The organism is Pseudoxanthomonas sp. 22568, assembly GCF_052044485.1.
Classification (GTDB): Bacteria; Pseudomonadota; Gammaproteobacteria; order Xanthomonadales; family Xanthomonadaceae; genus Pseudoxanthomonas_A; species Pseudoxanthomonas_A beigongshangi.
In genome coordinates this window covers 111,814-134,121 of the sequence record NZ_JBQENC010000002.1, presented here as the reverse complement: position 1 = coordinate 134,121, position 22,308 = coordinate 111,814, and the positions used below count along the sequence as shown (strand labels likewise).

General features: G+C 65.5%; 20 protein-coding genes and 3 tRNA genes. 5 read left to right on the top strand and 18 right to left on the bottom strand.

All coding sequences use genetic code 11. The features are described 5' to 3' along the window. Positions 1-11 precede the first annotated feature (11 nt). Both ACTJI2_RS03005 and dxs read left to right on the top strand, forming a co-directional pair. Positions 12-662, top strand: coding sequence for an HNH endonuclease (locus ACTJI2_RS03005; RefSeq protein ID WP_141453650.1), 651 nt, complete (start codon positions 12-14; stop codon positions 660-662). Between the two features lie 182 nt (positions 663-844). Then, positions 845-2,749: a 1-deoxy-D-xylulose-5-phosphate synthase gene (gene dxs / locus ACTJI2_RS03000; protein WP_440841043.1), complete on the top strand. Its 1,905-nt coding sequence runs from the start codon at positions 845-847 to the stop codon at positions 2,747-2,749. A gap of 107 nt (positions 2,750-2,856) precedes the next feature. Here dxs and ACTJI2_RS02995 read toward each other — a convergent pair whose 3' ends face one another. The 9 genes from ACTJI2_RS02995 to rpmI form a co-directional block, all read right to left on the bottom strand. Then, on the bottom strand, positions 2,857-3,918 hold the full coding sequence (locus tag ACTJI2_RS02995) for a TraB/GumN family protein (RefSeq protein WP_440841042.1): 1,062 nt from the start codon (positions 3,916-3,918) through the stop codon (positions 2,857-2,859). Between the two features lie 43 nt (positions 3,919-3,961). Continuing rightward, on the bottom strand, positions 3,962-4,432 hold the full coding sequence (locus tag ACTJI2_RS02990; protein ID WP_141453654.1) for a cupin domain-containing protein: 471 nt from the start codon (positions 4,430-4,432) through the stop codon (positions 3,962-3,964). Positions 4,433-4,534: 102 nt separating this feature from the next. Then, a tRNA-Pro gene (locus tag ACTJI2_RS02985) sits at positions 4,535-4,611 on the bottom strand. 85 nt (positions 4,612-4,696) lie between these two features. Continuing rightward, the gene (locus tag ACTJI2_RS02980) at positions 4,697-5,053 is read right to left on the bottom strand and encodes a MerR family transcriptional regulator (protein ID WP_079723142.1); all 357 of its coding nucleotides are present in this window, start codon (positions 5,051-5,053) and stop codon (positions 4,697-4,699) included. Further along, complete coding sequence (locus ACTJI2_RS02975) at positions 5,034-5,333, bottom strand: integration host factor subunit alpha (protein ID WP_097121753.1); 300 nt, start codon at positions 5,331-5,333, stop codon at positions 5,034-5,036. Before ACTJI2_RS02975 ends, ACTJI2_RS02980 begins: the two co-directional genes overlap by 20 nt. 52 nt (positions 5,334-5,385) lie before the next feature. Then, positions 5,386-7,779 carry a phenylalanine--tRNA ligase subunit beta gene (gene pheT, locus ACTJI2_RS02970; RefSeq protein ID WP_440841039.1) on the bottom strand — a complete coding sequence of 798 codons (2,394 nt, stop codon included), beginning with the start codon at positions 7,777-7,779 and terminating at the stop codon, positions 5,386-5,388. Positions 7,780-7,891: 112 nt separating this feature from the next. Further along, complete coding sequence (gene pheS, locus ACTJI2_RS02965; RefSeq protein ID WP_440841037.1) at positions 7,892-8,902, bottom strand: phenylalanine--tRNA ligase subunit alpha; 1,011 nt, start codon at positions 8,900-8,902, stop codon at positions 7,892-7,894. Positions 8,903-9,043: 141 nt separating this feature from the next. After that, positions 9,044-9,403 (bottom strand): 50S ribosomal protein L20, encoded by a 360-nt coding sequence (gene rplT, locus ACTJI2_RS02960; RefSeq protein WP_183643442.1) that lies wholly within the window; start codon positions 9,401-9,403, stop codon positions 9,044-9,046. 10 nt (positions 9,404-9,413) lie between these two features. After that, on the bottom strand, positions 9,414-9,611 hold the full coding sequence (gene rpmI / locus ACTJI2_RS02955) for a 50S ribosomal protein L35 (RefSeq protein WP_141453658.1): 198 nt from the start codon (positions 9,609-9,611) through the stop codon (positions 9,414-9,416). 288 nt (positions 9,612-9,899) lie between these two features. Here rpmI and lepB point away from each other — a divergent pair, with 288 nt between their 5' ends. Then, positions 9,900-10,523 carry a signal peptidase I gene (gene lepB, locus ACTJI2_RS02950; RefSeq protein ID WP_440841035.1) on the top strand — a complete coding sequence of 208 codons (624 nt, stop codon included), beginning with the start codon at positions 9,900-9,902 and terminating at the stop codon, positions 10,521-10,523. A gap of 125 nt (positions 10,524-10,648) precedes the next feature. Here lepB and infC read toward each other — a convergent pair whose 3' ends face one another. The 4 genes from infC to uvrB form a co-directional block, all read right to left on the bottom strand. Beyond that, complete coding sequence (gene infC, locus ACTJI2_RS02945; RefSeq protein ID WP_183643448.1) at positions 10,649-11,197, bottom strand: translation initiation factor IF-3; 549 nt, start codon at positions 11,195-11,197, stop codon at positions 10,649-10,651. 26 nt (positions 11,198-11,223) lie between these two features. After that, positions 11,224-13,122, bottom strand: a complete 1,899-nt coding sequence (gene thrS / locus ACTJI2_RS02940; protein ID WP_440841033.1) for a threonine--tRNA ligase — start codon at positions 13,120-13,122, stop codon at positions 11,224-11,226. A 276-nt stretch (positions 13,123-13,398) separates the two neighbouring features. Beyond that, a tRNA-Val gene (locus ACTJI2_RS02935) sits at positions 13,399-13,473 on the bottom strand. A 160-nt stretch (positions 13,474-13,633) separates the two neighbouring features. After that, positions 13,634-15,649, bottom strand: a complete 2,016-nt coding sequence (gene uvrB / locus ACTJI2_RS02930) for an excinuclease ABC subunit UvrB (protein ID WP_318288699.1) — start codon at positions 15,647-15,649, stop codon at positions 13,634-13,636. A 153-nt stretch (positions 15,650-15,802) separates the two neighbouring features. Between uvrB and ACTJI2_RS02925 the strand changes: the two genes are divergently transcribed. Further along, entirely contained in the window at positions 15,803-16,372 is a 570-nt protein-coding gene (locus tag ACTJI2_RS02925; protein ID WP_440841032.1) for a GspH/FimT family pseudopilin, read from the top strand. Positions 16,373-16,432: 60 nt separating this feature from the next. Further along, a tRNA-Asn gene (locus ACTJI2_RS02920) sits at positions 16,433-16,509 on the top strand. Between the two features lie 83 nt (positions 16,510-16,592). Here ACTJI2_RS02920 and ACTJI2_RS02915 read toward each other — a convergent pair. The 5 genes from ACTJI2_RS02915 to ACTJI2_RS02895 all read right to left on the bottom strand — a co-directional run bounded on the left by ACTJI2_RS02915 (position 16,593) and on the right by ACTJI2_RS02895 (position 22,277). Then, positions 16,593-16,844 carry a DUF1272 domain-containing protein gene (locus tag ACTJI2_RS02915; RefSeq protein ID WP_440841030.1) on the bottom strand — a complete coding sequence of 84 codons (252 nt, stop codon included), beginning with the start codon at positions 16,842-16,844 and terminating at the stop codon, positions 16,593-16,595. 156 nt (positions 16,845-17,000) lie between these two features. Further along, a complete protein-coding gene (locus ACTJI2_RS02910) occupies positions 17,001-17,396 on the bottom strand; it encodes a type IV pilin protein (RefSeq protein ID WP_318288696.1) in 396 nt (131 codons plus the stop codon). A gap of 26 nt (positions 17,397-17,422) precedes the next feature. Beyond that, a complete protein-coding gene (locus tag ACTJI2_RS02905) occupies positions 17,423-20,779 on the bottom strand; it encodes a pilus assembly protein (protein WP_440841027.1) in 3,357 nt (1,118 codons plus the stop codon). An 11-nt stretch (positions 20,780-20,790) separates the two neighbouring features. Continuing rightward, positions 20,791-21,333: a pilus assembly PilX family protein gene (locus tag ACTJI2_RS02900; RefSeq protein ID WP_203322657.1), complete on the bottom strand. Its 543-nt coding sequence runs from the start codon at positions 21,331-21,333 to the stop codon at positions 20,791-20,793. After that, positions 21,330-22,277, bottom strand: a complete 948-nt coding sequence (locus ACTJI2_RS02895) for a PilW family protein (RefSeq protein ID WP_440841026.1) — start codon at positions 22,275-22,277, stop codon at positions 21,330-21,332. The genes ACTJI2_RS02900 and ACTJI2_RS02895 overlap by 4 nt, the downstream gene beginning before the upstream one ends. Positions 22,278-22,308: the final 31 nt, after the last annotated feature.

Sequence of the window (22,308 nt, the reverse complement as noted above, 5' to 3'; positions counted from 1 at the left end):
CCTGATTCCCCATGGAAGCAGACACAGCTCAGCTTCACCTGGTCGACACCGGCAGCGCATCCGGCCCGGCGGTCATTGCTCCGCAATCCCCCTCCCGCTTCACTCCGCGCCTGCTGTCGCTCGACGCGCATGGCCGCGTGCTGGACTGGATCAACTGGCAGGACGCGACCTGCCTGTACGCGCGAGGCGCGGTGGCCTGGACGCTCGGCGAGCCCTGCCTGCGGGTGCATGGCGGCACCAGCCGCATGACCGGCGAACAGAGCGTCATCGAGCTGCACCCCATCGTCGCTTCCCGCGGGCATGCCCGTGCACACGCGCTCTCGCCCACGCCGACACTGACCAATACCGCGTTGTTCGCGCGCGATGCCTATCTGTGCCTGTACTGCGGCCAGGATTTCAGCCGCCAGCATTTGACCCGCGATCACGTGCTGCCGCTGTCCAAGGGCGGGCGCGACACCTGGGAGAACGTGGTCACCGCGTGCTTCCACTGCAACTCGCGCAAGAGCAACCGCACCCCGCAGCAGGCCCACATGCCGTTGCTGGCGGTGCCCTACCGGCCCAGCTGGATCGAGCACCTGATCCTGTCCAACCGCAACATCCTGGCCGACCAGATGGCCTTCCTGAAGGCCCACCTGCCCAAGAAGTCCAAGCTGTCGGCCTGAGCCCGGCCGTTCCGGCTTGCCCGGCCCCTTATGCCCGAAAGCACCCGAACGCCACGGCCGGCAAATGAACAGGTCGTGAGTTTCGCCCGCCCGGGCCGCGTCGCTTCGCCCCGGCTTCACCCGTTCGCTTGCCCCGCCTCACACAAGGGGGGGAAAATAGCGGGCCAGATGAAATCAAGCCCATGATCGATCCCGCCCGCTACCCCCGCCTTTCCCGCATCGAGACCCCCGCCGACCTGCGTCGGTTCGAGGAGTCCGAACTGCCGGCCATCGCCGAGGAGCTGCGCGGCTACCTGATCGAATCGGTCGGTAAGAGCGGCGGCCATTTCGGCGCAGGCCTGGGCGTGATCGAACTCACCGTCGCCCTGCATTATCTGTATGAGACGCCCGTCGACCGCCTGGTCTGGGACGTCGGCCATCAGTGCTATCCGCACAAGATCCTCACCGGCCGCCGCGACCAGATCCACACGGTCAAGCAGAAGGACGGCGTCGCGCCGTTCCCCAAGCGCGAGGAAAGCGAATACGACACGTTCGGGGTTGGCCACTCTTCCACCTCGATCTCCGCTGCCCTGGGCATGGCCGTCGCACTCGCGCAGAAGGGCGACGACCGCAAGGTGGTCGCCGTGATCGGCGATGGCGCGATGACCGCGGGCATGGCCTTCGAAGCGCTCAACCATGCCGGCGGCATGGAGCCCGAACCGAACCTGCTGGTCATCCTCAACGACAACCAGATGTCGATTTCGGAGAACGTCGGCGGGCTGACCAAGATGCTGGGGCGGCTGAGCAGCAGCCGCACCCTCAACGCACTGCGCGAGGGTGGCAAGAAACTGCTGGGCGACAAGAAGAAGCCGCCGGCGCGCTTCATGCGCCGCTGGGAGGAGCACTGGAAGGGCATGTTCGTGCCATCCACCCTATTCGAACAGATGGGCTTCCATTACACCGGCCCGATTGACGGCCACGACGTGGAAGCGCTGGTCGGCGCGCTGAAGACGCTCAAGACCCTCAAGGGTCCGCAGCTGCTGCACATCCTGACCACCAAGGGCAAGGGTTACGAGTTGGCCGAGGGCGATCAGATCGGATATCACGCGGTCGGCCCGTTCGATCCGGAAAAGGGTCTGGTCAGCAAGAGCGGCGCCAAGAAGCCGACCTATACCGACATCTTCGGCGACTGGCTTTGCGACATGGCCGCGGCCGAACCCAGGCTGCTGGGCATCACGCCCGCGATGCGCGAAGGCTCGGGACTGGTGCGTTTCAGCAAGGAATACCCCGAGCGCTATTTCGACGTCGCCATCGCCGAGCAGCACGCGGTGACGCTCGCCGCCGGCATGGCCTGCGAAGGCGGCAAGCCGGTGGTGGCGATCTACTCCACCTTCCTGCAGCGCGGCTACGACCAGCTCGTGCATGACGTGGCGATCCAGGATCTCGACGTCCTGTTCGCCATTGATCGCGGCGGCGTTGTCGGCCCGGATGGCGCCACCCATGCCGGCAACCTGGACCTGAGCTATCTGCGCTGCGTGCCGAACATGGTGGTGATGGCGCCGGCGGACGAGAACGAATGCCGGCGCATGCTCAGCACCGGCTATCACCACGCCGGCCCGGCCGCGGTTCGCTATCCGCGGGGCACCGGCCCCGGCGTGGCCGTGCAGACGGATCTGGACACCCTGCCGATCGGCAAGGCCGAACTGCGCACGCGCGGCAATCGCGTGGCGCTGCTGGCGTTCGGATCCACGGTTGCCGCCGCCGAGCAGGTTGGTCGCGAACTGGGCCTGACCGTGGTCAACATGCGCTTCGTCAAACCACTGGATCGCGCATTGGTATTGGAGCTTGCCGCCAGCCACCAGGGTTTCGTCACCGTGGAGGACAACGTGGTGATGGGCGGTGCGGGTTCCGGCGTGGCCGAACTGCTCAATGCCGAGGGCATCGCCCTGCCCGTGCTGCATCTCGGTCTGCCCGACGAATTCCAGCACCACGCCAGCCGCGAGGATCTGCTGGCCGAAGCGGGCATCGATGCGGCAGGCATCCGCGCCTCGGTGCTGCGCCGTTGGCCCCAGCTGGCGGCCAGTGCGCCGCTCAGCGCGGCGGGCTGAGGCAAACCCTCACCTTCTTGCCATCCCACGTAGGAGCGACGTCAATCGCGACCGGGAGCTTGTCGATGCCGACACGCCCACCCGGCTGCGGGTTCGCCGCGCAACGCCTACGGCGACTCGATCAGGTAGCCCCTGGCCTCCAGTAGCGCCAGATAGCCTCCCGGCTTCAGCAACTCGTCAACCGGCACAGTCGCGAAAGTAACCGCATGGGTGTCCAGCGCCGTACCCACGGCTTCCATCCATTTGGCGCGCACACGCGCATCGATATCGGTCAGCCCACGCTTGCGTGCCAAATCGGTATCGAACCAGGCTGCCAGACAGGCAAACTGCTGCTCGTCGACCGCGCCAGACCTCAGAGCATCCACGTCACCGACCGCCCAGGCATTGGCACGCTCCGCCATCCGCGGCATGTCGTACTCGATCCGGTCCAGTGTCTTGCGGAAACATTCCAGATCCTGTGGCTTCATCGGTTCCTTGCGAAAATCGGCGATCGCCGCGCGCGGATCGGCGATGGTCAGTTTCAGCGTCGTGGGGGTACGCTTTATCCCACGTCGCTTGAGCACGGCATCGATGACCGGTTCGATGACGCCGTTACTCTTCAATCCGGAACGCGACGCGGCTTCCTGGTACAACTGGAACGCGGCAATCAGCGGGCGCTTCTTCTCGATTCCCTTGTCCCTGCCCAGGTAGCGCTGCTTCAGCGCACTCCATCGGGCGTAGTCGGCCCCGGACAGCAGGTCCTGCAGGGTGGCGCCGTCCGGGTTCCTGGCGGCCTTCAGCGCGGACGGCAACAGCAGCATGCCGCGAAAAAAACCGATATCGGCGTCGACCCGAACGCCCGGCGACCCCAGCACCTGATCGGCGACCTGCAGGACCTGGGCCACTTCGTCGGAACGCCAGGTGATGTTCTTCGGCAAAGGCGATTGCGTGCCCAGGATGTACAGCACATGTTCGCCCTGGCGCACCCGCCACAATCCGGGGCCTGGCTGCACGCCGCTGACCACGACGGTGTCCATGTCGATGATCGGCGCGTCAGCCTCGCGGACGACAGGCGATTGGCCCGGAGCCTGTTGCGCCGAAGCACTTCCGGATAAGGCCACCCACAACAGCGCGCCGACACAAAGCCTCAGCATTCCGCATTCTCCCGGGATCGACGCCGCTGGCGCCATGCCGGCGCTCAGACCCGTTTCCCAGGCCGCCGGTTCCCGTGACTCAGGCGACCTTGCCGCCGGCCTCGCGCAGGTGCCGTGCGGTTTCGCTGTCGTGCTCCAGCAGCTGGAAACCCTTCCAGACGAAGCCCGGCGACACCGAGCAATCCATCAGGCTGTAGTCGCCCAGGCTGCGCGCGCTCTGCCAGATGCCGGCCTTCACCACCTGGACCTGCTGTCCACCGCGCGCGGACGTGTCGAGCTGGGCACGGCTGAGGGTGCGGTTTTCCGGATCGAACATCGACAGCTCCAGCGGGCTGCCTTCCGACCAGTCCCAGATCTCGGTGGCGTCCACCCGGTGCCAGCGGCTGGTGACGCCGGCGACCAGCAGGTACTTGATGGCGGTGAGCGTCGGCCGCTCGATGCCATTGACCTCGGTGCGCTTGGTCGATTCGAAGATGCGACGGTAGTACCCGCCCTCCGGGTGGGGAGCCAGGTCCAGCGACTGGATCAACTCTTCGGCGCGCGGGTGCATGAAGGAATACTAAACATGAGCATGGGGTTCCCCGCAAGGTGGCCCGCAACAGGCGGGCACGAAAAAGCCCGCTCTCGGCGGGCTTTTTCGTCTCTTGCGAGTTGGTCGGGGTAGCCGGATTCGAACCGACGACCACCAGTCCCCCAGACTGGTGCGCTACCAGGCTGCGCTATACCCCGAATCCTGGAAAACGTCCGCCTTGCGGTCGGTCGCTGATTATAGCGGCAACGCGCCCGGCTTTCCTAGGCGCGTCCACGGAAGGGCTCAGCGGCGAAGCAGCTGCAGGATTTCTTCCAGCTCCATCCGCACCTGGCGGACGATCTGGTTGCTGAGCGCCGATTCCTGCTTGGCGCCTTCGCCTTCCAGCCGCAGGCGCGCGCCGCCGATGGTGTAGCCCTGTTCGTACAGCAGGCTGCGGATCTGTCGCACCATCAGCACGTCGTGGCGCTGGTAGTAGCGACGGTTGCCTCGGCGCTTGGCGGGTTCGAGACTGGGGAATTCCGTTTCCCAGTAGCGCAGCACGTGCGGTTTGACGTCGCACAGTTCACTGACCTCACCGATGGTGAAGTAGCGCTTCGCCGGAATCGGCGGTAGCTCGCGATTACTGCCCGGATCCAGCATAGGCTTCCACACGCTCCTTGAGTTTCTGCCCCGGCCGGAACGTCACCACGGTCCGCGCCGAAATGGGAATCTCTTCCCCGGTCTTGGGGTTGCGGCCCGGCCGCTGGTTCTTGCGGCGCAGGTCGAAGTTGCCGAAACCGGACAGCTTGACCTGCCGCCCCTGCTCCAGCGCATCGCGCAGCACGTCGAAATAGGCGTCCACGAACTCCTTGGCCTCGCGCTTGTTGAGACCCACCTCGTCGAACAGCCGTTCGGCCATCTCGGCCTTGGTCAGCGCCATTTCTGCCTGTCCCCTGTTTCTATTCCCAGTCCTGCCATTGCCTTCACGCCGTTCATCCGCGGATCTTCGCTCCATGGGCCGCCTCGATGGCGGTCACGATGCCTGCGACCACGGTTTCCACGTCGCGGTCGGTCAGAGTGCGTGAGTTGTCCTGCAAAATCAAGCCCATAGCGAGACTCTTTTGACCTGATTCGACGCCCTGCCCGACATAGCGGTCGAACAGCTGGACGTCCCGCAACAGCGGGCCCGCGGCCTCTCGCGCGGTCTGGCGCAGGGCATCCCAGGGCACCTGATCCGCGACGACGAACGCGAGATCCCGGCGGACGGACGGGAACCTGGACAGCTCCGATGCGCGCGCGACCGCGCGTTCAGCCAGCGGCGCGAGATCCACTTCGAAGGCCACCACGTCCGCATCCAGGTCCAGCTGTCGCTGCAGGCGCGGATGCAACTGGCCGATCCAGCCCACGGGCCGTCCGTCGCGGTAGATGTCCGCCGAACGTCCCGGATGACCGAACGACCGGGTGGACGGCCGGTATTCCAGCACCGCGCCAGCCGTGGCCGCCAGGCTTTCCAGATCACCCTTGAGGTCGTGGAAGTCGACCTTGCGCGCGGGCTTTTCGCCCCACTGTTCGGCGCGTGCGTCGCCGCAGGCCGCGGCGGCGATGCGCAGGGTTTCCAACGGTGCCTTGCCTTCGCCGGAGGCGCTGAAGACGTTGCCCAGCTCGAACAGGCGCACGCGCCCGGCCTGGCGCGCCACGTTGCGGCCGAGGGCGGCCACCAGGCCCGGCAGCAACTGCGTCCGCATCACGCCCAGTTCGGCGCTGAGGGGATTGGCGAGCGGCACCGCCCCGTCGGAAACCTGCCAATGCGCCAACCACGATGCATCGACGAAGGCATAGTTGATCGTTTCCAGATATTCGCGCGCGGCCAGCTGGTGGCGCACGGTCGACGGTTCGACCCGGGTTTCGGTCTGCACGGCTACGCGCGTGGCGCCGCCGGGCAGCGTGGTCGGGATGCGCTCGTAGCCATGGATGCGCGCCAGTTCCTCGATCAGGTCCTCCTCGATCGCGATATCGAAGCGACGGCTCGGCGGTATCACCCGCCAGCCTTCGCCATCGCGCGAGACCTGCATGCCCAGCGCCTGCAGGATGCGTTCGATCTCGGCATCGGCGATTTCGATGCCCAGCACGCGCGCGACGCGCGCGCGGCGCAGGCCGATGGCCTTCGGCGCCGACAGGTGTTCCGGCAGCACGGTCTCGGTCACCGGCCCCGGCACGCCGCCGGCGACGGCCAGGATCAGCCGGGTCGCGTATTCCACGGCGATGCGCGGCAGTTCCGGATCGACGCCCCGCTCGAAACGGTGGCCAGCGTCGGTGTGCATGCCCAGGCGGCGGCTGCGGCCGATGATGGCCGACGGAATCCAGTGCGCCGCTTCCAGGAACACGTTGCGGGTGGCGTCGGTGACGCGGGTGTCGTACCCGCCCATGATGCCGCCGAGTGCCACGGCACGCATGGCCTTGCCGCCCTGGCTGTCGGAAACGACCAGGAACTCTTCGTCCACCGTCACGGTGCGGCCATCGAGCAACTTGATCTGTTCTCCCGCACGCGCCGGCCGCACGACGACCGTGCCGTCCAGCAGATCCTGATCGAAGGCGTGCATGGGCTGGCCCAGCTCCAGCATCACGTACTGGGTGACATCCACCAGCAGGCTGATCGGGCGCACACCGGCGCGGCGCAGGCGCTCGGCCATCCAGACCGGCGTGGGCGCGGTGGCGTCGACACCGGATATCACCCGGCCAGCGAAACGCGGCACCCGCTCGCCGGCTTCCAGTTCAACCACCCGCGCCGCATCGTCCCGGGCGGGAACGGGATCGGCATCCAGCGGCTTGACCTGGCTGCCGACCGCGGCGGCCACGTCGTAGGCGATGCCGCGAACGCTGAAACAATCCGCACGATTGGGCGTCAACTTGATTTCGATGCTGGCGTCCGGCAGGCCCAGGTAATCGCCGATGGGCGTACCGACGGGCGCGTCATCCGGCAGTTCCAGCAGGCCGGAAGCATCGGCGTCGATACCCAGTTCCTTGGCCGAGCAGAGCATGCCGTTGGATTCGACGCCACGCAGTTTGGCGGCCTTGATGGCGATGCCGCCGAGGTTGGCGCCGATCATGGCCAGCGGAGCGACCAGTCCCGGGCGCGCATTCGGCGCACCGCACACGATCTGCAGGAGCGCGCCCTGCCCGACGTCCACCTGGCAGATCTGCAGGCGATCCGCCTCCGGATGCCGCGCGCATTCGACGATGCGAGCCACCACGACGCCGGCCAGGCCGTCGCCCAGCGCCGTTACTTCCTCGACCTCCAGTCCGATCGCGGTCAGCACCGCCGACAGTTCGTCGCGGGTGGCCTGGGTGGGAACATGGCTGCGCAGCCAGTTTTCGCTGAATTTCATCGTGTCACCGTAGGGTGGGCCTTGGCCCACCGTTGCCATCTGTCCATTGTCGTCGACGTGTGCCGAAGCATCGCCGCATCATCGCTTCCACACCGGTGGGCCGAGGCCCACCCTACGCAAACTGCCGCAGGAACCTGACGTCATTGTCGAAGAACGCGCGCAGGTCGTTGACGCCGTGCCGCAGCATCGCGAAACGCTCCACGCCCATGCCGAAGGCAAAGCCGGTATAGCGCTCAGGATCGATGCCGCAGTTGCGCAGCACGTTCGGATGCACCATGCCGCAGCCCAGCACTTCCAGCCAGCGGACACTGCCGTCGGGCTGCTGCCACGCGATGTCGACCTCCGCGCCCGGTTCCACGAACGGGAAGTAGCTCGGACGGAAGCGCATCTGGAAATCGCGCTCGAAGAATGCGCGCACGAATTCGGCCAGGGTGCCCTTCAGATCGGCGAAGGTCGAATGCTCGTCCACCAGCAGGCCTTCCACCTGGTGGAACATCGGCGAGTGGGTCTGGTCGCTGTCGCTGCGATAGACCTTGCCGGCGGCGATCATGCGCAGCGGCGGCTGGTGGCCTGCTTTCAGCAGGTTGTCCATGTAGCGGACCTGCACGCCCGAGGTATGGGTGCGCAACAGGCGACCGTCACCGAAATAGAAGGTGTCGTGCATGGCGCGCGCCGGGTGGTGCGGCGGGAAGTTGAGCGCCTCGAAGTTGTGCCAGTCGTCCTCGATCTCCGGACCGTCGGCCAGCTCATAGCCCAGCCGCCCGAAGATCTCGGCGATGCGTTCCAGCGTCCGGCTGATCGGATGCAGGCCACCGCGGAAACCGTTGCGGCCCGGCAGGCTGACGTCGATGGTTTCGCTGGACAGGCGCGCATCCAGTACCGCGTCTTCCAGTACCGCCTTGCGGGCCGCCAGGGCATCGCCGATGGCGTCGCGGACGCGGTTGATGGCTTCACCGGCGCTCTTGCGCTGTTCGGCCGGCAGGGTGCCCAGTTGCTTCAGTTGCGCGGTGACGCTGCCGCTCTTGCCCAGCAGCGCGACACGCAGGTGTTCCAGCGCGTCCGGCGTCTGCGCGGCGGCAATGTCGGCCAGCGCCTGGGTGGACAGGGATTCGATGTCGCTCATGGATCGTCCAGATGAGGTTCGGCTTGTCCGTGGCCCGGAATCGAATCCGGGACCACAAAAAACAATGGGGAAGGACTCGCGCCCTTCCCCACGTGTTCGGCGGTGAACTGCCGGTACTGCGTTTACGGTGGAGATCGCAGCTTAGGCTGCGAGTGCGCCCTTCGCCTTTTCAGCCAGGGCCGCAAAACCCGTCGCATCATGCACGGCGATGTCCGCCAGCACCTTGCGGTCCAGGGTGATGCCGGCCTTCTGCAGGCCGTTCATGAAGCGGCTGTAGCTCAGGCCGTTGATGCGGGCCGCCGCGTTGATACGGGTGATCCACAGCGAACGGAAGTTGCGCTTCTTCTGCTTGCGACCGATGTAGGCGTACTGCTGCGCCTTGATGACCGCCTGCTTGGCGACGCGGAAAACCTTGCGACGGGCGTTGTAGTAGCCCTTGGCCAGGTGGAGAACTTTCTTGTGACGGCGACGCGCCGTCACGCCACGCTTAACTCGTGCCATGGTTCAGTCCTCAGAGGTAGGGAAGCATGCGGTCCAGACGGCTGCTGTCCTCGGCGCGAACAATGTTCGTCGCACGCAGGCCGCGCTTACGCTTGGTCGCTTTCTTGGTGAGGATGTGGCTGCGGTTGGCGTGGCCAGCCTTGTACTTGCCGGAGGCGGTCTTGCGGAAACGCTTGGCCGCCGCCCGGTGGGTCTTGATCTTGGGCATTGCGATGTCCTTGATGGGTTTATGTCACTGACCTGGGCGGCGGCACTTCGTGCCACGCTTTCCATCCATGCCCCAGTCGGCTTGTAAGCCATTGATTCCAAATGGAATAAACAGCGGGTCCTGGGCTGCGAGCAGCCAATCCCGGAGAACCGGGCCGCACATTATGCCGGGACTTGGTTTCCCTTGCAAATCAGCGGGTTCGGCCGCGCCTTCGGCCCCGCGCCGGCGTACAGGAACTCGCCGCCCGGCGACCGGTCCAAGCCGGCCTCGTCCCATGGAGCTGCAAGCTTGCAGACCGTATCCCGAACGCCGGGGCCGCGCGCCCTGGCCTGGCTGAAGAAAGAAGCCCTGCCCCTGCTGGCCATGCTCGGCCTGCTCCTTGCCGCCCGCGACACCCTGGCCAACCACTACCGCGTACCCAGCGGGTCGATGCAGCCGACCCTGCAACCAGGCGACCGGGTGGTGGTGGACATGCGCGCCTATGGCCTGCGCCTGCCGTTCACCTCGCACACCCTGCTGGCCGCGGGTGCCCCGCAGCGCGGCGACGTGGCCGTGTTCGACTCCCCGGCGGACGGCACGCGCCTGATCAAGCGCGTGGCGGCGGTGGCCGGCGACCGCGTGGACCTGCGGGATGGCCATCTGAGCATCAACGGCCGCCCGCTGCGGCTCGACGGCGCCATGCCCCGCGAGGATTTCGGCACCCGCGCCGCCCGCCTCGATCTCGATCTTGGCGGCGGCCCCGACATCCGCGGCATGGTGGTGCCGGCCGGCAAGCTGCTGGTGCTTGGCGATCACCGCGGCAACAGTTTCGATGGCCGCTTCTTCGGCTTCGTCGACGCCGACAAGGTCTATGGCCGCGCGGTGGCGGTGTATTACCGCCGCGGTGACGGATTCGGCTGGCAGCGGCTGTAAGCAACGCGCCTCCGCCGCACTCCCGCCACCGAAACGAGAAGAGCGCCTTGCGGCGCTCTTTTCCCCTTCTTCCCGGAGGGTAGAAGGAAACAACGACATGGCCTTCGCGCCCATGGCGCGGAAGGTCACTTCTTCTTGGGAGCGATCATCATCACCATCTGCCGGCCTTCCAGGCGCGGACGCGATTCGATGACGATCTCGTCGCCCAGTTCGGCCTCGATGCGTGCGGCCATTTCGCGACCCAGTTCCTGATGGCTCATCTCACGGCCACGGAAGCGGATGTTGACCTTGACCTTGTCGCCTTCTTCCAGGAAGCGGCGGATGTTGCGCATCTTGATCTGGTAGTCGCCTTCGTCGGTGACCGGCCGGAACTTGAGTTCCTTGATCTCGACCTGCTTCTGCTTCTTCTTGGCCTCGTTCGCCTTCTTCTGCTGCTCGAACTTGAACTTGCCGAAGTCCATGATCTTGCAGACCGGCGGTTCGGCGTTGGGCTGGATCTCGACCAGATCCAGGCCTTCGTCCTCGGCCATCGACAATGCCTCGTCGCGCGTGAGCACGCCGATCATTTCGCCATCGGAACCGATCACGCGTACGCGCGGCACGCGGATTTCGTGGTTCTTGCGGTTTTGCTTGTTGTCAGGGGTGCTGATGTTGCGGTCTCCAGAGAGAATCATGCCGGCCCCAACCGGGGCCGGACCCTTTACGCGCCCTCGCTGCGCAGGCGCTCGGCGAAGTCGGCCACGGACATTGTGCCCAAATCCTCACCTGAACGCGTGCGCACGGCAACGGCGCCATTTTCCTTCTCGCGGTCTCCGACCACGAGCAGGTACGGGACCCGCTGCAGCGTGTGCTCGCGGATCTTAAAGCCGATCTTTTCGTTCCGCAAATCGGCCGTCACCCGGAAGCCTTGATTTGCAAGGGTTTTCCGGACCTCGTCCACATAATCGGCCTGGGCGTCGGTAATGTTCATTACGACGGCCTGCTGGGGGGACAGCCAGGCCGGGAAGGCCCCGGCATGGTGCTCGATCAGGATGCCGATGAAGCGCTCCATGGACCCCACGATGGCGCGGTGCAGCATGACCGGATGGCGGCGCTGGCTGCTCTCGTCCACGTACTCGGCGCCCAGCCTGCCCGGCATCATGAAATCCACCTGCATCGTGCCCAGCTGCCAGGTCCGGCCGATGGCGTCCTTCAGGTGGTACTCGATCTTGGGGCCATAGAAGGCGCCCTCGCCGGGCAGTTCCTTCCACTCCACCCCGCAATTGCGCAGGGCCGCCCGCAAGGCGTCCTCGGCCTTGTCCCAGGTGGCGTCGTCGCCCAGGCGCTTCTCCGGCCGCAGGGCGATCTTGATCTGGATCTCGTCGAAGCCGAAATGCCGGTAGACCGCCAGCGCCTGCTGGTGGAAGGCGGTCACTTCGGACTCGATCTGCTCTTCCGTGCAGAAGACGTGGCCATCGTCCTGGGTGAAGCCGCGCACGCGCAGGATGCCGTGCAGGGCGCCGGATGGCTCGTTGCGGTGGCAGGAGCCGAACTCGCCATAGCGGATCGGCAGGTCGCGGTAGCTGTGCAGGCCCTGGTTGAACACCTGGACATGGCCCGGGCAGTTCATCGGCTTGACCGCGTACGTGCGCTTCTCCGACTCGGTGAAGAACATGTTTTCCTGGTAGTTGTCCCAGTGGCCGGACTTCTGCCACAGCGACACGTCCAGGATCTGCGGGCAGCGCACTTCGCCGTAGCCGCTGTCGCGGTAGACCTTGCGCATGTACTGCTCGACCACCTGCCAGATGGCCCAGCCCTTCGGGTGCCAGAACACCAGGCCGGGCGCCTCTTCCTGCAGGTGGAACAGGTTCTGCTGCTTGCCGATGCGGCGATGATCGCGCTTCTCGGCTTCCTCCATCCGGGTGATGTAGGCGTCGAGCTGCTTCTTGTCGGCCCAGGCCGTGCCGTAGATGCGCTGCAACTGCTCGTTCTTGGCGTCGCCGCGCCAGTAGGCGCCGGAAATGCGCGTCAACTTGAACGCCTTCAGGAAGCGCGTGTTGGGCACGTGCGGGCCGCGGCACATGTCCACGTACTCCTGGTGGTAGTACAGGCCCATCGCCTTTTCTTCCGGCATGTCGTCGATCAGGCGCAGCTTGTAGTCCTCGCCGCGGGACTTGAAGACCTGGATGACGTCCTCGCGCGGCGTCATCTTCTTGATGACGTCGTAGTCCTGCGCGATCAGCTCCTGCATGCGCTGCTCGATCGCGGCCATGTCCTCCGGCGTGAACGGGCGCTCGCTGTAGATGTCGTAGTAGAAACCCTCGGCGATGACCGGGCCGATGACCATCTTCACTTCCGGATACAGCTGCTTGACCGCGTGGCCGACCAGGTGCGCGCAGGAGTGGCGGATGATTTCCAGGCCCTCCTCGTCCTTGGGCGTGATGATGCGCAGGCTGGCATCGTGATCGATGACGTCGCTGGCATCGACCAGGCGGCCATCGACCGCGCCGGCCAGGGTGGCCTTGGCCAGGCCCGCGCCGATGGACTGGGCCACCTGCATGACGGAAACGGGTTGTTCGAACTGGCGGCTGCTGCCGTCGGGAAGCGTGATCGTGATCATTGGAAGGCCGGGATTCGGGAATGGGGAATCGGGATTCGCAGAAGCGAGCGGGAACTGACACAGCGAATCCCCAATCTCGATTCCCGAATCCCGTGGCCGCTTCGCGGCCAACAAAAAAGCGCCACGAGGGCGCCTACGGGATGCAGTGCCTCGGGCAGTACCGGATTCAGGCGGTGGTAGTGCTCATGTCGCACGCTCGGCCAGCGTTTCCGCGGGCCACCTCGTGATATCGGAGTGGCGTACAAAGGAGGACTTCGAATCCACGCTCTGGAAGCGTGGTGGGCGGTACAGGGTTCGAACCTGTGACCCCTACCATGTCAAGGTAGTGCTCTACCGCTGAGCTAACCGCCCGGTCTGCCCTTTGCAGGGGCGCGAATTCTAGCCCGGAAACCGGTGCGCCGACAACCATGTCTTCACGGGGCGCGCGAAACGCCCGCCCCGCTTCGGCGCGGCCCGGTGGCGACGGGGGCAGGCCGGCGGCAATGCGCGGCTCGCGGGCACAAAACCCCGCTCACCCGGCCAGGCTGGCCTCCTTGAGCTTGCGGATCTCGTCGCGCAGGCGGGCGGCGTCCTCGAACTCCAGATCGCGGGCGTGCTGGTACATCTGCTGCTCCAGCGTCTTGATCCGGGCCACTGCCTGGGCCGGGTCCAGGACGGCGTACTCGGCGCGCTCCTCGGCGACCTTGCGCTTGCCGCGTCCGGCTTTGGCCTCGCCCGCGTCGCTGCGCGCACCCTCCAGGATGTCGACGATCGGCTTGGCCACCGATTTGGGGGTGATGCCGTGCTCGACGTTGTACTCCAGCTGCTTTTCCCGGCGGCGGCTGGTTTCGTCGATCGCCGCCTGCATCGAACGGGTCATCTTGTCCGCGTACAGGATGGCCTTGCCGCGCAGGTTGCGGGCGGCGCGGCCGATGGTCTGGATCAGCGAGCCGGTCGAGCGCAGGAAGCCCTCCTTGTCGGCATCCAGGATCGCCACCAGCGACACCTCGGGCATGTCCAGGCCCTCGCGCAGCAGGTTGATGCCAACCAGCACGTCGAACTTGCCCAGGCGCAGGTCGCGGATGATTTCCACCCGCTCCACCGTGTCCACGTCCGAGTGCAGGTAGCGCACCTTCACGCCATGCTCGCCGAGATATTCGGTGAGGTTCTCGGCCATGCGCTTGGTCAGGGTGGTGACCAGCACCCGGTCACCCCAGGAGACGCGCAGGTTGATCTCCGACAGCAGGTCGTCGACCTGGGTGCCGACCGGGCGGATTTCCACTTCCGGATCGACCAGGCCGGTCGGCCGGACCACCAGTTCGACGATTTCGCCATTGGACTCGCGCAGTTCGTAGGGGCCCGGGGTGGCCGACACGTAGATGCTGCGCGGCGAGCGCTCTTCCCACTCCTCGAACCGCAGCGGCCGGTTGTCCAGTGCCGACGGCAGGCGGAAACCGAACTCGACCAGGGTCTCCTTGCGCGAGCGATCGCCCTTGTACATGGCGCCGATCTGGGGAATGGTCACGTGCGATTCGTCGATGACCAGCAGCGCGTCGGCCGGCAGGTAGTCGAACAGCGTCGGCGGCGGCTCGCCGGGCGCCTTGCCGGTCAGGTGGCGGGAGTAGTTTTCGATGCCCGAGCAGTAGCCGACCTCGGCCATCATCTCCAGGTCGAACTGGGTGCGCTGGGCCAGGCGCTGCGCCTCGACCAGCTTGTTCTGCGCGTACAAGAGCTCCAGCCGCTCCTTCAACTCGATCTTGATGGTGTCGATGGCGGTCAGCACGCGGTCGCGGGTGGTCGCGTAGTGGGTCTTCGGGTAGACCGTATAGCGTTGCAGCTTGCGCAGGGTCTCGCCGGTCAGCGGGTCGAACAGGGTCAGGTTCTCCACGTCGCCGTCGAACAATTCGATGCGCAGCGCCTCGCTGTCGCTTTCGGCCGGATGCACGTCGATGACCTCGCCCCGCACCCGGAAGGTGCCGCGTTGCAGTTCGTACTCGTTGCGGGTGTATTGCAGCTCGGTCAGGTGCTTGATCAGCTGGCGCTGGTCCATGTGCTCGCCCAGCGACAGGATCAGGCGCAGCGACAAATAGTCCTCGGGCGCGCCGAGGCCGTAGATCGCCGAGACCGTGGCCACCACCAGCGCGTCGGGACGGGACAGCAACGCCTTGGTCGCCGACAGCCGCATCTGTTCGATGTGCTCGTTGATCGAGCTGTCCTTCTCGATGAAGGTATCCGACGACGGCACGTAGGCTTCGGGCTGGTAGTAGTCGTAGTAGCTGACGAAGTATTCCACCGCGTTGTGCGGGAAGAACGACTTGAACTCGCCGTACAACTGCGCCGCCAGGGTCTTGTTCGGCGCCATCACCAGGGTCGGTTTCTGTACCGCCTGGACCACGTTGGCGACGGTGTAGGTCTTGCCGGAACCGGTCACGCCCAGCAGGGTCTGCTTGGCGAGGCCGGATTCGAAATTCTCCACGAGTTTCCGGATGGCCTGCGGCTGATCGCCGGCCGGAGAGTAAGGTGAAACGAGCTGGAAGCGGTCGGTCATGGGGGCGTCCCGAAAGCGATCGCTGAGTATAGCCATCCGACGATGACCGACGCCGGGTAGATTTCCTACCCGGCCCCACGGCGCCGTCCGATGGCACGAGATCCGTGCCTGGACAAACCTGAACAACCCTTGCACGGATGTCAGGAGACCCCAATGCGCCGGACGCGCGCCGATATCACCTTCCCGCCCGACACCGGCCGTTCGCAACGAGGAGTGACCCTGCTGGAACTGGCGACCACCATGGCCATCGCCTGCCTGCTCCTTGGCCTGGGCCTGCCCTCGTACCTGCAGATGACCCAGCAATGGCGCGCCGATGCCACCCGCGACCTGCTGCTGTCGCACTTCGCCAGCGCCCGCCTGACCGCCATCAGCCACCGCAGGATCACCGCCGTCTGTCCTTCGAATGGTCCCGACAGTGGCTGCCGCCAGGACGGCGACTGGAGCCACGGCTGGCTGATGTTTTTCGACCCGGATGGCGACCGCCAGCCCAACCTGCCGGAAGACCTGCTGCGTCACGAGGCGGTGTCGCTTCCGGACGCTTTCAGGATCCGCTCCTCTTCCGGGCGGCCGCAGCTGCGCTACCTGGCGAACGGCATGAGCACCGGCAGCAACCTGACCGTCCGGATCTGCCTGCAGGAACGCCTGATGACGGAAGTGATCGTCAACAACGCGGGCCGCGCGCGCAGCCGCCGCAACGGCGGTGGCGAGACCTGCCCGCCCTGAGCCCGCCAGGCCCCGGAGACTTGCCCCGCTCCCGCGGGCCTGATTACAATAGCGGACCCCGCCCGAATAGCTCAGCCGGTTAGAGCACTTGACTGTTAATCAGGGGGTCGTTGGTTCGAGTCCAACTTCGGGCGCCAGATTCGAAAGCCTCGCAGCGATGCGGGGCTTTTTTGTTGGGCCGGCATATGCCGCAAAGCGGCGCATCCGCGGAGTCGCCGCCCTATTCCGGCCGTGACCGGCAACCACCTGCCTTGACGACGCGTTTTTCCGACGGCGGATACCTGTCAAGCAGGTGCGCCGGCCGGATGGGACGCGCGCTGAAGTTGCCGCCACAGTTGGGGCATGTCCCGTTCAACACCTCGCGGGCGCACTCCCTGCAGAACGTGCATTCGAAGGTGCAGATGACCGCTTCCGGCGATTCCGGCGGCAGCGCTTTTCCGCAGCATTCGCAAAAAGGGCGCAGTTCAAGCATGGCTCGTACCGAGGTCGGGCGCTCCGGGAAATCGTATCCCGCCCGCGCACGGATGGGTGGTCGCGTGTCGACTCCTGTCGGCAAAGCGCGGCGACCACATCCTGTCCGTGCTTCATCCCTTTGACGCAACGGTGGGCCAGTGCCCCGCAGCGCGCATCACCAGCAATCCGCCACCGTCCCGGTTCCGCTCTCGCCCTTTTCTCCTCTGGAGTTCAGCGTGAGCGTGCCGCATTTGGGATCCGGCTGGTCTTCCGTGGGCTCCGCCTGGATGGCATAGCTCGTGGCGTCGAACGCGGCTACCTCGCTAATCGTGTAGAACGGCTGCACTTCCGCATCGCATTGCCCCAAGGCGTCTTCGCCGTCCACATAGCTCATGTTGGTGGTGTAGTAGCGCTCCAGGTACTGGGCCCGTTCCTGCAGGCAGGCGGCGCCCGCCGATCGCCGTGACTTGATGACCTGATCCCGATAACTGGCGTAGGCAATCGTCGCCAGGATGGCGGTGATAGCCAGCACGATCAGCAGTTCGAGCAGGGAGAATCCTCGTTGCTTCATTCCGGTTTCCTCAGGTTCGAACTTGGCTAGTCACGGACAATCTCGCGCCACGAGACCCGTCTGGGTGCGCCCATGTCGGGATCGATCGCGGTATCGTTCAGCGTGCCCTTCGAGCCGCCGACCACCATCAGCTTGTCGATCACCGTCGGCAGTGTCGGCATGCCAACGCCCGGGTCGAACGATCCCACCGGCAAGCGTGTATTGCCATTCGCGATCTGATCTGAGCTGTTGACGGTGCCGTCATTGTTGGCATCGAAGAACGTCTTGCTGGTACTGGTACCGGTGAACGCATCGATCGCGTTCAGGAAGCCGGAACCGCCGGCGGCGCAGGGGTTGTCATCCTGTGGCGGGATGATGCTGCTGAAGATCAGCACCTTGCCCAGGATCGCGGGTCGACTCACCACCCGCTCGCCCGCGGTCGGCGTGCCCAGGTTGAGGTACCAGCCCTTCGCGGTGTCCACCAGGCCACCATGGGTTTCGAAGCCGCGCACCACGGAGCCATTCATCGTGCCGGTCACCACGATGTCCCGGCTGATCAGGTCGTCACGCCCAATCGGCTCGCTCGAACTGTCGATGAGCGCGTACACGGACTGGGTCGTCGTGTTGTCCACGTCGTCTTCGCTGATGAAGCTGCCGGTGCCGACGAATACCCAGCGCCGTCCCGACTGCGGCTCGCGGGCGAGCGCGAGACCCGTCGTGATCGGCTGGCCGGAAGCGGTGGTGAACATCGGTTGGCCGCTGAAGGCGATCGAAGCGGTCGCACCGGTGAAGTCGAACTTCCACAGGTTGCCGCGCATGTCGCCGGCATAGATGTAGTCGACCGTGCCGTCGCCGTTCTCGTCCCAGCCACGCGGTGCGGCCATGCCGTTGTCGCCGCTCACGCCGGTATCGATGGTCTGGATCACGGCGCCGGTAGCGATGTTGATCACGAACAGGACCGCATTGCCGCTGGTGCTGTTGATGCCATTGCCGACCACGATGGCCTTGGTGTGGTTGGTATCGTTCAGCGTGACGATGAGCGGCTCGCCCAGGACGTTGCCCATATGGGTACCGCTGGTGAGTTCCCACTTCACGTCGGTCGCGCGGAAGCGCGCGGGATCGGTGACGTCCAGCCCGAACAGGCCCTTGCCGCCGCGCCCGAGCGCGCCAACCAGGTAGTTGCGGCCGCCGGTCTGCGCGCGGGTGGATACCACGATCGGGCCATCCACGAAGTACTTGTGCTGGTAGTTCGGGTTGCTCAGCGAAGCCAGGTCGGTGAAGTTCACCCCGGCCGGGACGTAGGCAAACAGCTCCCGCCCTCCCGGAATCGCGTTGTTGCCGCTACCCACGCTGATGGCCGAGAAAGCGTGCAGCATGCCGTCGTTGGCGCCCACGAAGATCGTCTCGCTGTCCTTCACGTACATCGGCGACGAGTTGACGATGTCGCCCAGCAGCACATCCCGGTTGCGCAGGGTGCCATTGGTGTTCTTGCGCTCGCGCGACGCGTCGCCCTTGATGTAGTTGGCATTGTCCGTGCCATTGACCGGAGCGACCAGGCGCGAACTCTGGTTGAGCAGGGTGACCTGATCGCTGGTCGGGAAGGTCGCCCCCTGGGTCCCGTTCCAGGTGAAGATGCTGCGGGAACTCCACACCGGGAACTGCCGCGAGGCCTCCCAGGCCGGGTTTCGCGCCACGCCCGCCGCGGTGGCGTCATAGGCGGACAACTCGCCGGTCCAACTGCCCGACATGTACTTGGCCTGGTAGACGCGCGTGTCCGATACGAACGAGGTGCTGTTGGCGGTCACGTTGGATGCCGACCCCTGGCGCTTGGCCATGGTGTTGATGGCATCCTGCAGGCCCTGGACGAAGTTCTGGGTATTGTTGGCCACGATGAAATCGCCACGCCCGTTGACCGCCGCATGCCAGAGATCATCAATGCGCTGGGCGCCGCTGTTGCTGATCGGATCCGGCCAGCGCGTGCTGCCGTTGGCGATCGCATCCAGGGTGGCCTGGGTGGGATTCAGGGTGCCCTTCTGCCCGATGGAGACGCCGAAGGTGACCATGTGCTGCCAGAACGCCGGATCGTCGTCCGAATCGGGGACGTCGTTTTCCAGGTCGCGCAAGTCGCGCTTCCAGTAGTACATGGCGATATCGGCCAGGGTGTTGGCCCGGCTGCTGGGCGAGGTCGCGTAATTGTCCCGGTAGGGCGAGGCCACCGCGTAGGTATAGCTCTTGTCGTTGGGACCGGTGACGGTGGGCCCAGCTGTGCCATCCGCATCGCCCACGGCATTGAAGCCAGAATCGCTGTTCCAGTAGCCATCGGTGGTGAGAATGGTGAAGTTCTGGCGGCAGCTCAGCATGGAACCCTCGACCACCGGTCCCATCGGATCGGGCGCATCCGTGGCCAGGCCCGAAAAATACTGTCCGGCCCGGTGCAATGCGCGCCGCAATGGCGTATTGCCACCGCCCGTCGCCGACTGCAGATAGGTGAACCAGGTCGTCTTGTTGGCGCCTTCGAACCGGCCGCCGCTGGAATCGACGGGAATGTAGTACGGCAGTCCGCTGATGTTGCGGTTGAGCGTATCCAGGCCCACGCGGATGTTGCTTTCAAGCTGCGCAAATGCCTCGCTGGCGCCGGCCTTGGCGACCTTCATGCGGGTGCGGTGATAGGAATACCACGTCGCATAATTGCTCTTCTCGGCCGCCGCATCGCGCCCCGTGGTCGGGTTCGCAACCGTGCAGGCTCGCCAATAGACATCATTGGTACTGTCGTAGCCGCCATTCCGGTTGTTGCCGCAGCCCGAATCCGCCACGCCGTTCGCATCGTTGCGATTGCCCACGGCGCTGCGGATGATGCGCCCGTCCGTCAGGATCTGGAAACGGTAGTAGTCGCCGAGACCGGTGGCCGTCGTCGCCGTGGCGGGATTCTTCGGCACGAAGAAGGTCTGTACCTGCTCCCCCAGGTCGATGGCATCGGTCAGCGCGCTGGGATTCCAGTAGGCCGAACCGTAGGTGGTGCCGCCGGTGTAGCGGGACCGATTGGCGCCCATCCACGCGTTGTACGTCACCGCCGGGTTGTAGTAGATGCTGTTGTTGATATAGGACTTGTCGGCAAGGTTGTCGCGCAGCCCTATCCGCACACCGTAATCGTCGCGCTGCGGGTCCCAGGGGTCCGCCACGTCATGCGGCATGGCGATGAAATTCATCGAACCGGAGTCGTCCAGGATGAACATCATGTTCGGCGGAGGGTACGGCCGGCCGGACTGCAAAGGCACGTCCGGAACCGTGATCGCCCCGCCTGGCAGCGAAACAAGCGTGGCCGCGCAGGCCAGCAGCATCGGCAACAGGCGGCCACCATGGCTCCCCTTCCTGTTTCCACGCGGTTTGTTGTTGGGGATGTTCATAGGAATGTCCGTCACGGCACGGCGTAGGTGGATTGCAGCAGCACTTCGGCACGATCGTTGGCCTGGCTGCGCGCGGTGATGCGGTAGCGGTACTCGGTGCCCGTGCAGCCGCTGGTCAGCGACACGTCGCCGGTGGTGGTGCAGGTGCCCTTGGGAGGCACGTTGGTGGCCAGCAGCTCGATGATGTACTTCGGCTGCGCGGTCTGGTCGCCCAGTTGTGTCTGCGCTACCGGCGCCGCGGCCCAGACGTCCTCGCTGGTCCACACCGGCGCTGCCTGGGGATCCGGGATGCCGCAGCGTCCGTTGGCGCATCCGGCCGCATATATCTGCTTCTGCGCGGCGATGGCCTCACCTTCGCGCAGGGCGGCTTCGACGGCCTGGAAAGACAGGCTGCGATCGCGCTGGTTGGCGCTCATGCGCTCCTCCAGCAGCGTACCGCGCATGCTCGCCAACGCCAGCAACGTCATCACCAGCAACAGGATGAGCACGACGATCAGGGTGGCGCCGCGCTGGCGTCCGGCACCCGGGCCTCGAGTGGAATGTTGTCGATTCATGGCGCGCGGTTCCTCAATGCCACGGTATGCTCGAGCCGGCGGTTGATCGGGTTGCCATCCGTGCCGACGTTCTCGTTGGTTCGCAGGGTCAGGACGATCTTGACCGCGACCACATTGGGCCAGTCGGGACTGGGGTCCGCATCGACATATTCATCGTCCCCCCGCACCAGGTATTCCAGTTGCATGTCGGTGACGCCATCGGCGATTTCCTCGGCCTGGGCCTCGGGCGCGGCCCCGTTGAAGCGCAGCGTGCGGCGATACAGCGATCTTCCCCCGCGCGCATTGTTGCCGACGTACCATTGCATGGCGCGATACACGGCGATGACCGCGTTCTGGTCATACAGGTAGGGGCTGTTGCCCGCACCATTGGTGCAGACCACCGGATAACCCAGGTGCTTGGTGCAGTTACCCGGTGTGCCCGCACCGCTGTTGTGCTGGATCTTGAGGCCGGCCGGGGTCTGGGTGACCTGGACGATCGAGGCCTGGTTGAAATCGCAGATCATGATGACGTCGTTGTTCTGCAGGCCCGTGGTCGCGTTGACCTCGATGTCCGCCGAGGGTTCGGGCATCTTGACCACCACCCGGATGCTGCTATCGACGCTGGCCTTGATTTCAATCGCATCCGTGCCCGCGACGCGCTCTGCGGTGCCACCACCGGTATTCAGTCCCTGGGCCGCGGTTCCGCCGTCGTAACCGATCAGCCCGCCGTTCCAGTTGGACCACCACGACGCCGCCGGGTCGTTCAGCACATTGGCTATGGGCAGGTCGTTGGCGCATGGGTTGCCGCCGGCTTCGCGCACGTCGCGTGCCATCAGCTCGAACGAGGTGCGAAGATTCTCCTGGACGCGTCCCAGGTTGTCGGTCGCGCGATAGGTCTCGCGGTTGCTCATGAAGATGGTGATGGCCGCGCCCGCGACCAGCATGCCCAGCAGCATGGAGATCATCAACTCCACCAGCGAAAGTCCGCGGATGGAA

Bases quoted from the DNA above. Each gene is read 5' to 3' on its own strand.
- ACTJI2_RS03005 (WP_141453650.1), top strand. From the start codon at position 12: ATGGAAGCAGACACAGCTCAGCTTCACCTGGTCGACACCGGCAGCGCA.
- dxs (WP_440841043.1), top strand. From the start codon at position 845: ATGATCGATCCCGCCCGCTACCCCCGCCTTTCCCGCATCGAGACCCCC.
- ACTJI2_RS02995 (WP_440841042.1), bottom strand. From the start codon at position 3,918: ATGGCGCCAGCGGCGTCGATCCCGGGAGAATGCGGAATGCTGAGGCTT.
- ACTJI2_RS02990 (WP_141453654.1), bottom strand. From the start codon at position 4,432: ATGCACCCGCGCGCCGAAGAGTTGATCCAGTCGCTGGACCTGGCTCCC.
- ACTJI2_RS02980 (WP_079723142.1), bottom strand. From the start codon at position 5,053: ATGCTGGATCCGGGCAGTAATCGCGAGCTACCGCCGATTCCGGCGAAG.
- ACTJI2_RS02975 (WP_097121753.1), bottom strand. From the start codon at position 5,333: ATGGCGCTGACCAAGGCCGAGATGGCCGAACGGCTGTTCGACGAGGTG.
- pheT (WP_440841039.1), bottom strand. From the start codon at position 7,779: ATGAAATTCAGCGAAAACTGGCTGCGCAGCCATGTTCCCACCCAGGCC.
- pheS (WP_440841037.1), bottom strand. From the start codon at position 8,902: ATGAGCGACATCGAATCCCTGTCCACCCAGGCGCTGGCCGACATTGCC.
- rplT (WP_183643442.1), bottom strand. From the start codon at position 9,403: ATGGCACGAGTTAAGCGTGGCGTGACGGCGCGTCGCCGTCACAAGAAA.
- rpmI (WP_141453658.1), bottom strand. From the start codon at position 9,611: ATGCCCAAGATCAAGACCCACCGGGCGGCGGCCAAGCGTTTCCGCAAG.
- infC (WP_183643448.1), bottom strand. From the start codon at position 11,197: ATGATTCTCTCTGGAGACCGCAACATCAGCACCCCTGACAACAAGCAA.
- thrS (WP_440841033.1), bottom strand. From the start codon at position 13,122: ATGATCACGATCACGCTTCCCGACGGCAGCAGCCGCCAGTTCGAACAA.
- uvrB (WP_318288699.1), bottom strand. From the start codon at position 15,649: ATGACCGACCGCTTCCAGCTCGTTTCACCTTACTCTCCGGCCGGCGAT.
- ACTJI2_RS02925 (WP_440841032.1), top strand. From the start codon at position 15,803: ATGCGCCGGACGCGCGCCGATATCACCTTCCCGCCCGACACCGGCCGT.
- ACTJI2_RS02915 (WP_440841030.1), bottom strand. From the start codon at position 16,844: ATGCTTGAACTGCGCCCTTTTTGCGAATGCTGCGGAAAAGCGCTGCCG.
- ACTJI2_RS02910 (WP_318288696.1), bottom strand. From the start codon at position 17,396: ATGAAGCAACGAGGATTCTCCCTGCTCGAACTGCTGATCGTGCTGGCT.
- ACTJI2_RS02905 (WP_440841027.1), bottom strand. From the start codon at position 20,779: ATGAACATCCCCAACAACAAACCGCGTGGAAACAGGAAGGGGAGCCAT.
- ACTJI2_RS02900 (WP_203322657.1), bottom strand. From the start codon at position 21,333: ATGAATCGACAACATTCCACTCGAGGCCCGGGTGCCGGACGCCAGCGC.
- ACTJI2_RS02895 (WP_440841026.1), bottom strand. From the start codon at position 22,277: ATGATCTCCATGCTGCTGGGCATGCTGGTCGCGGGCGCGGCCATCACC.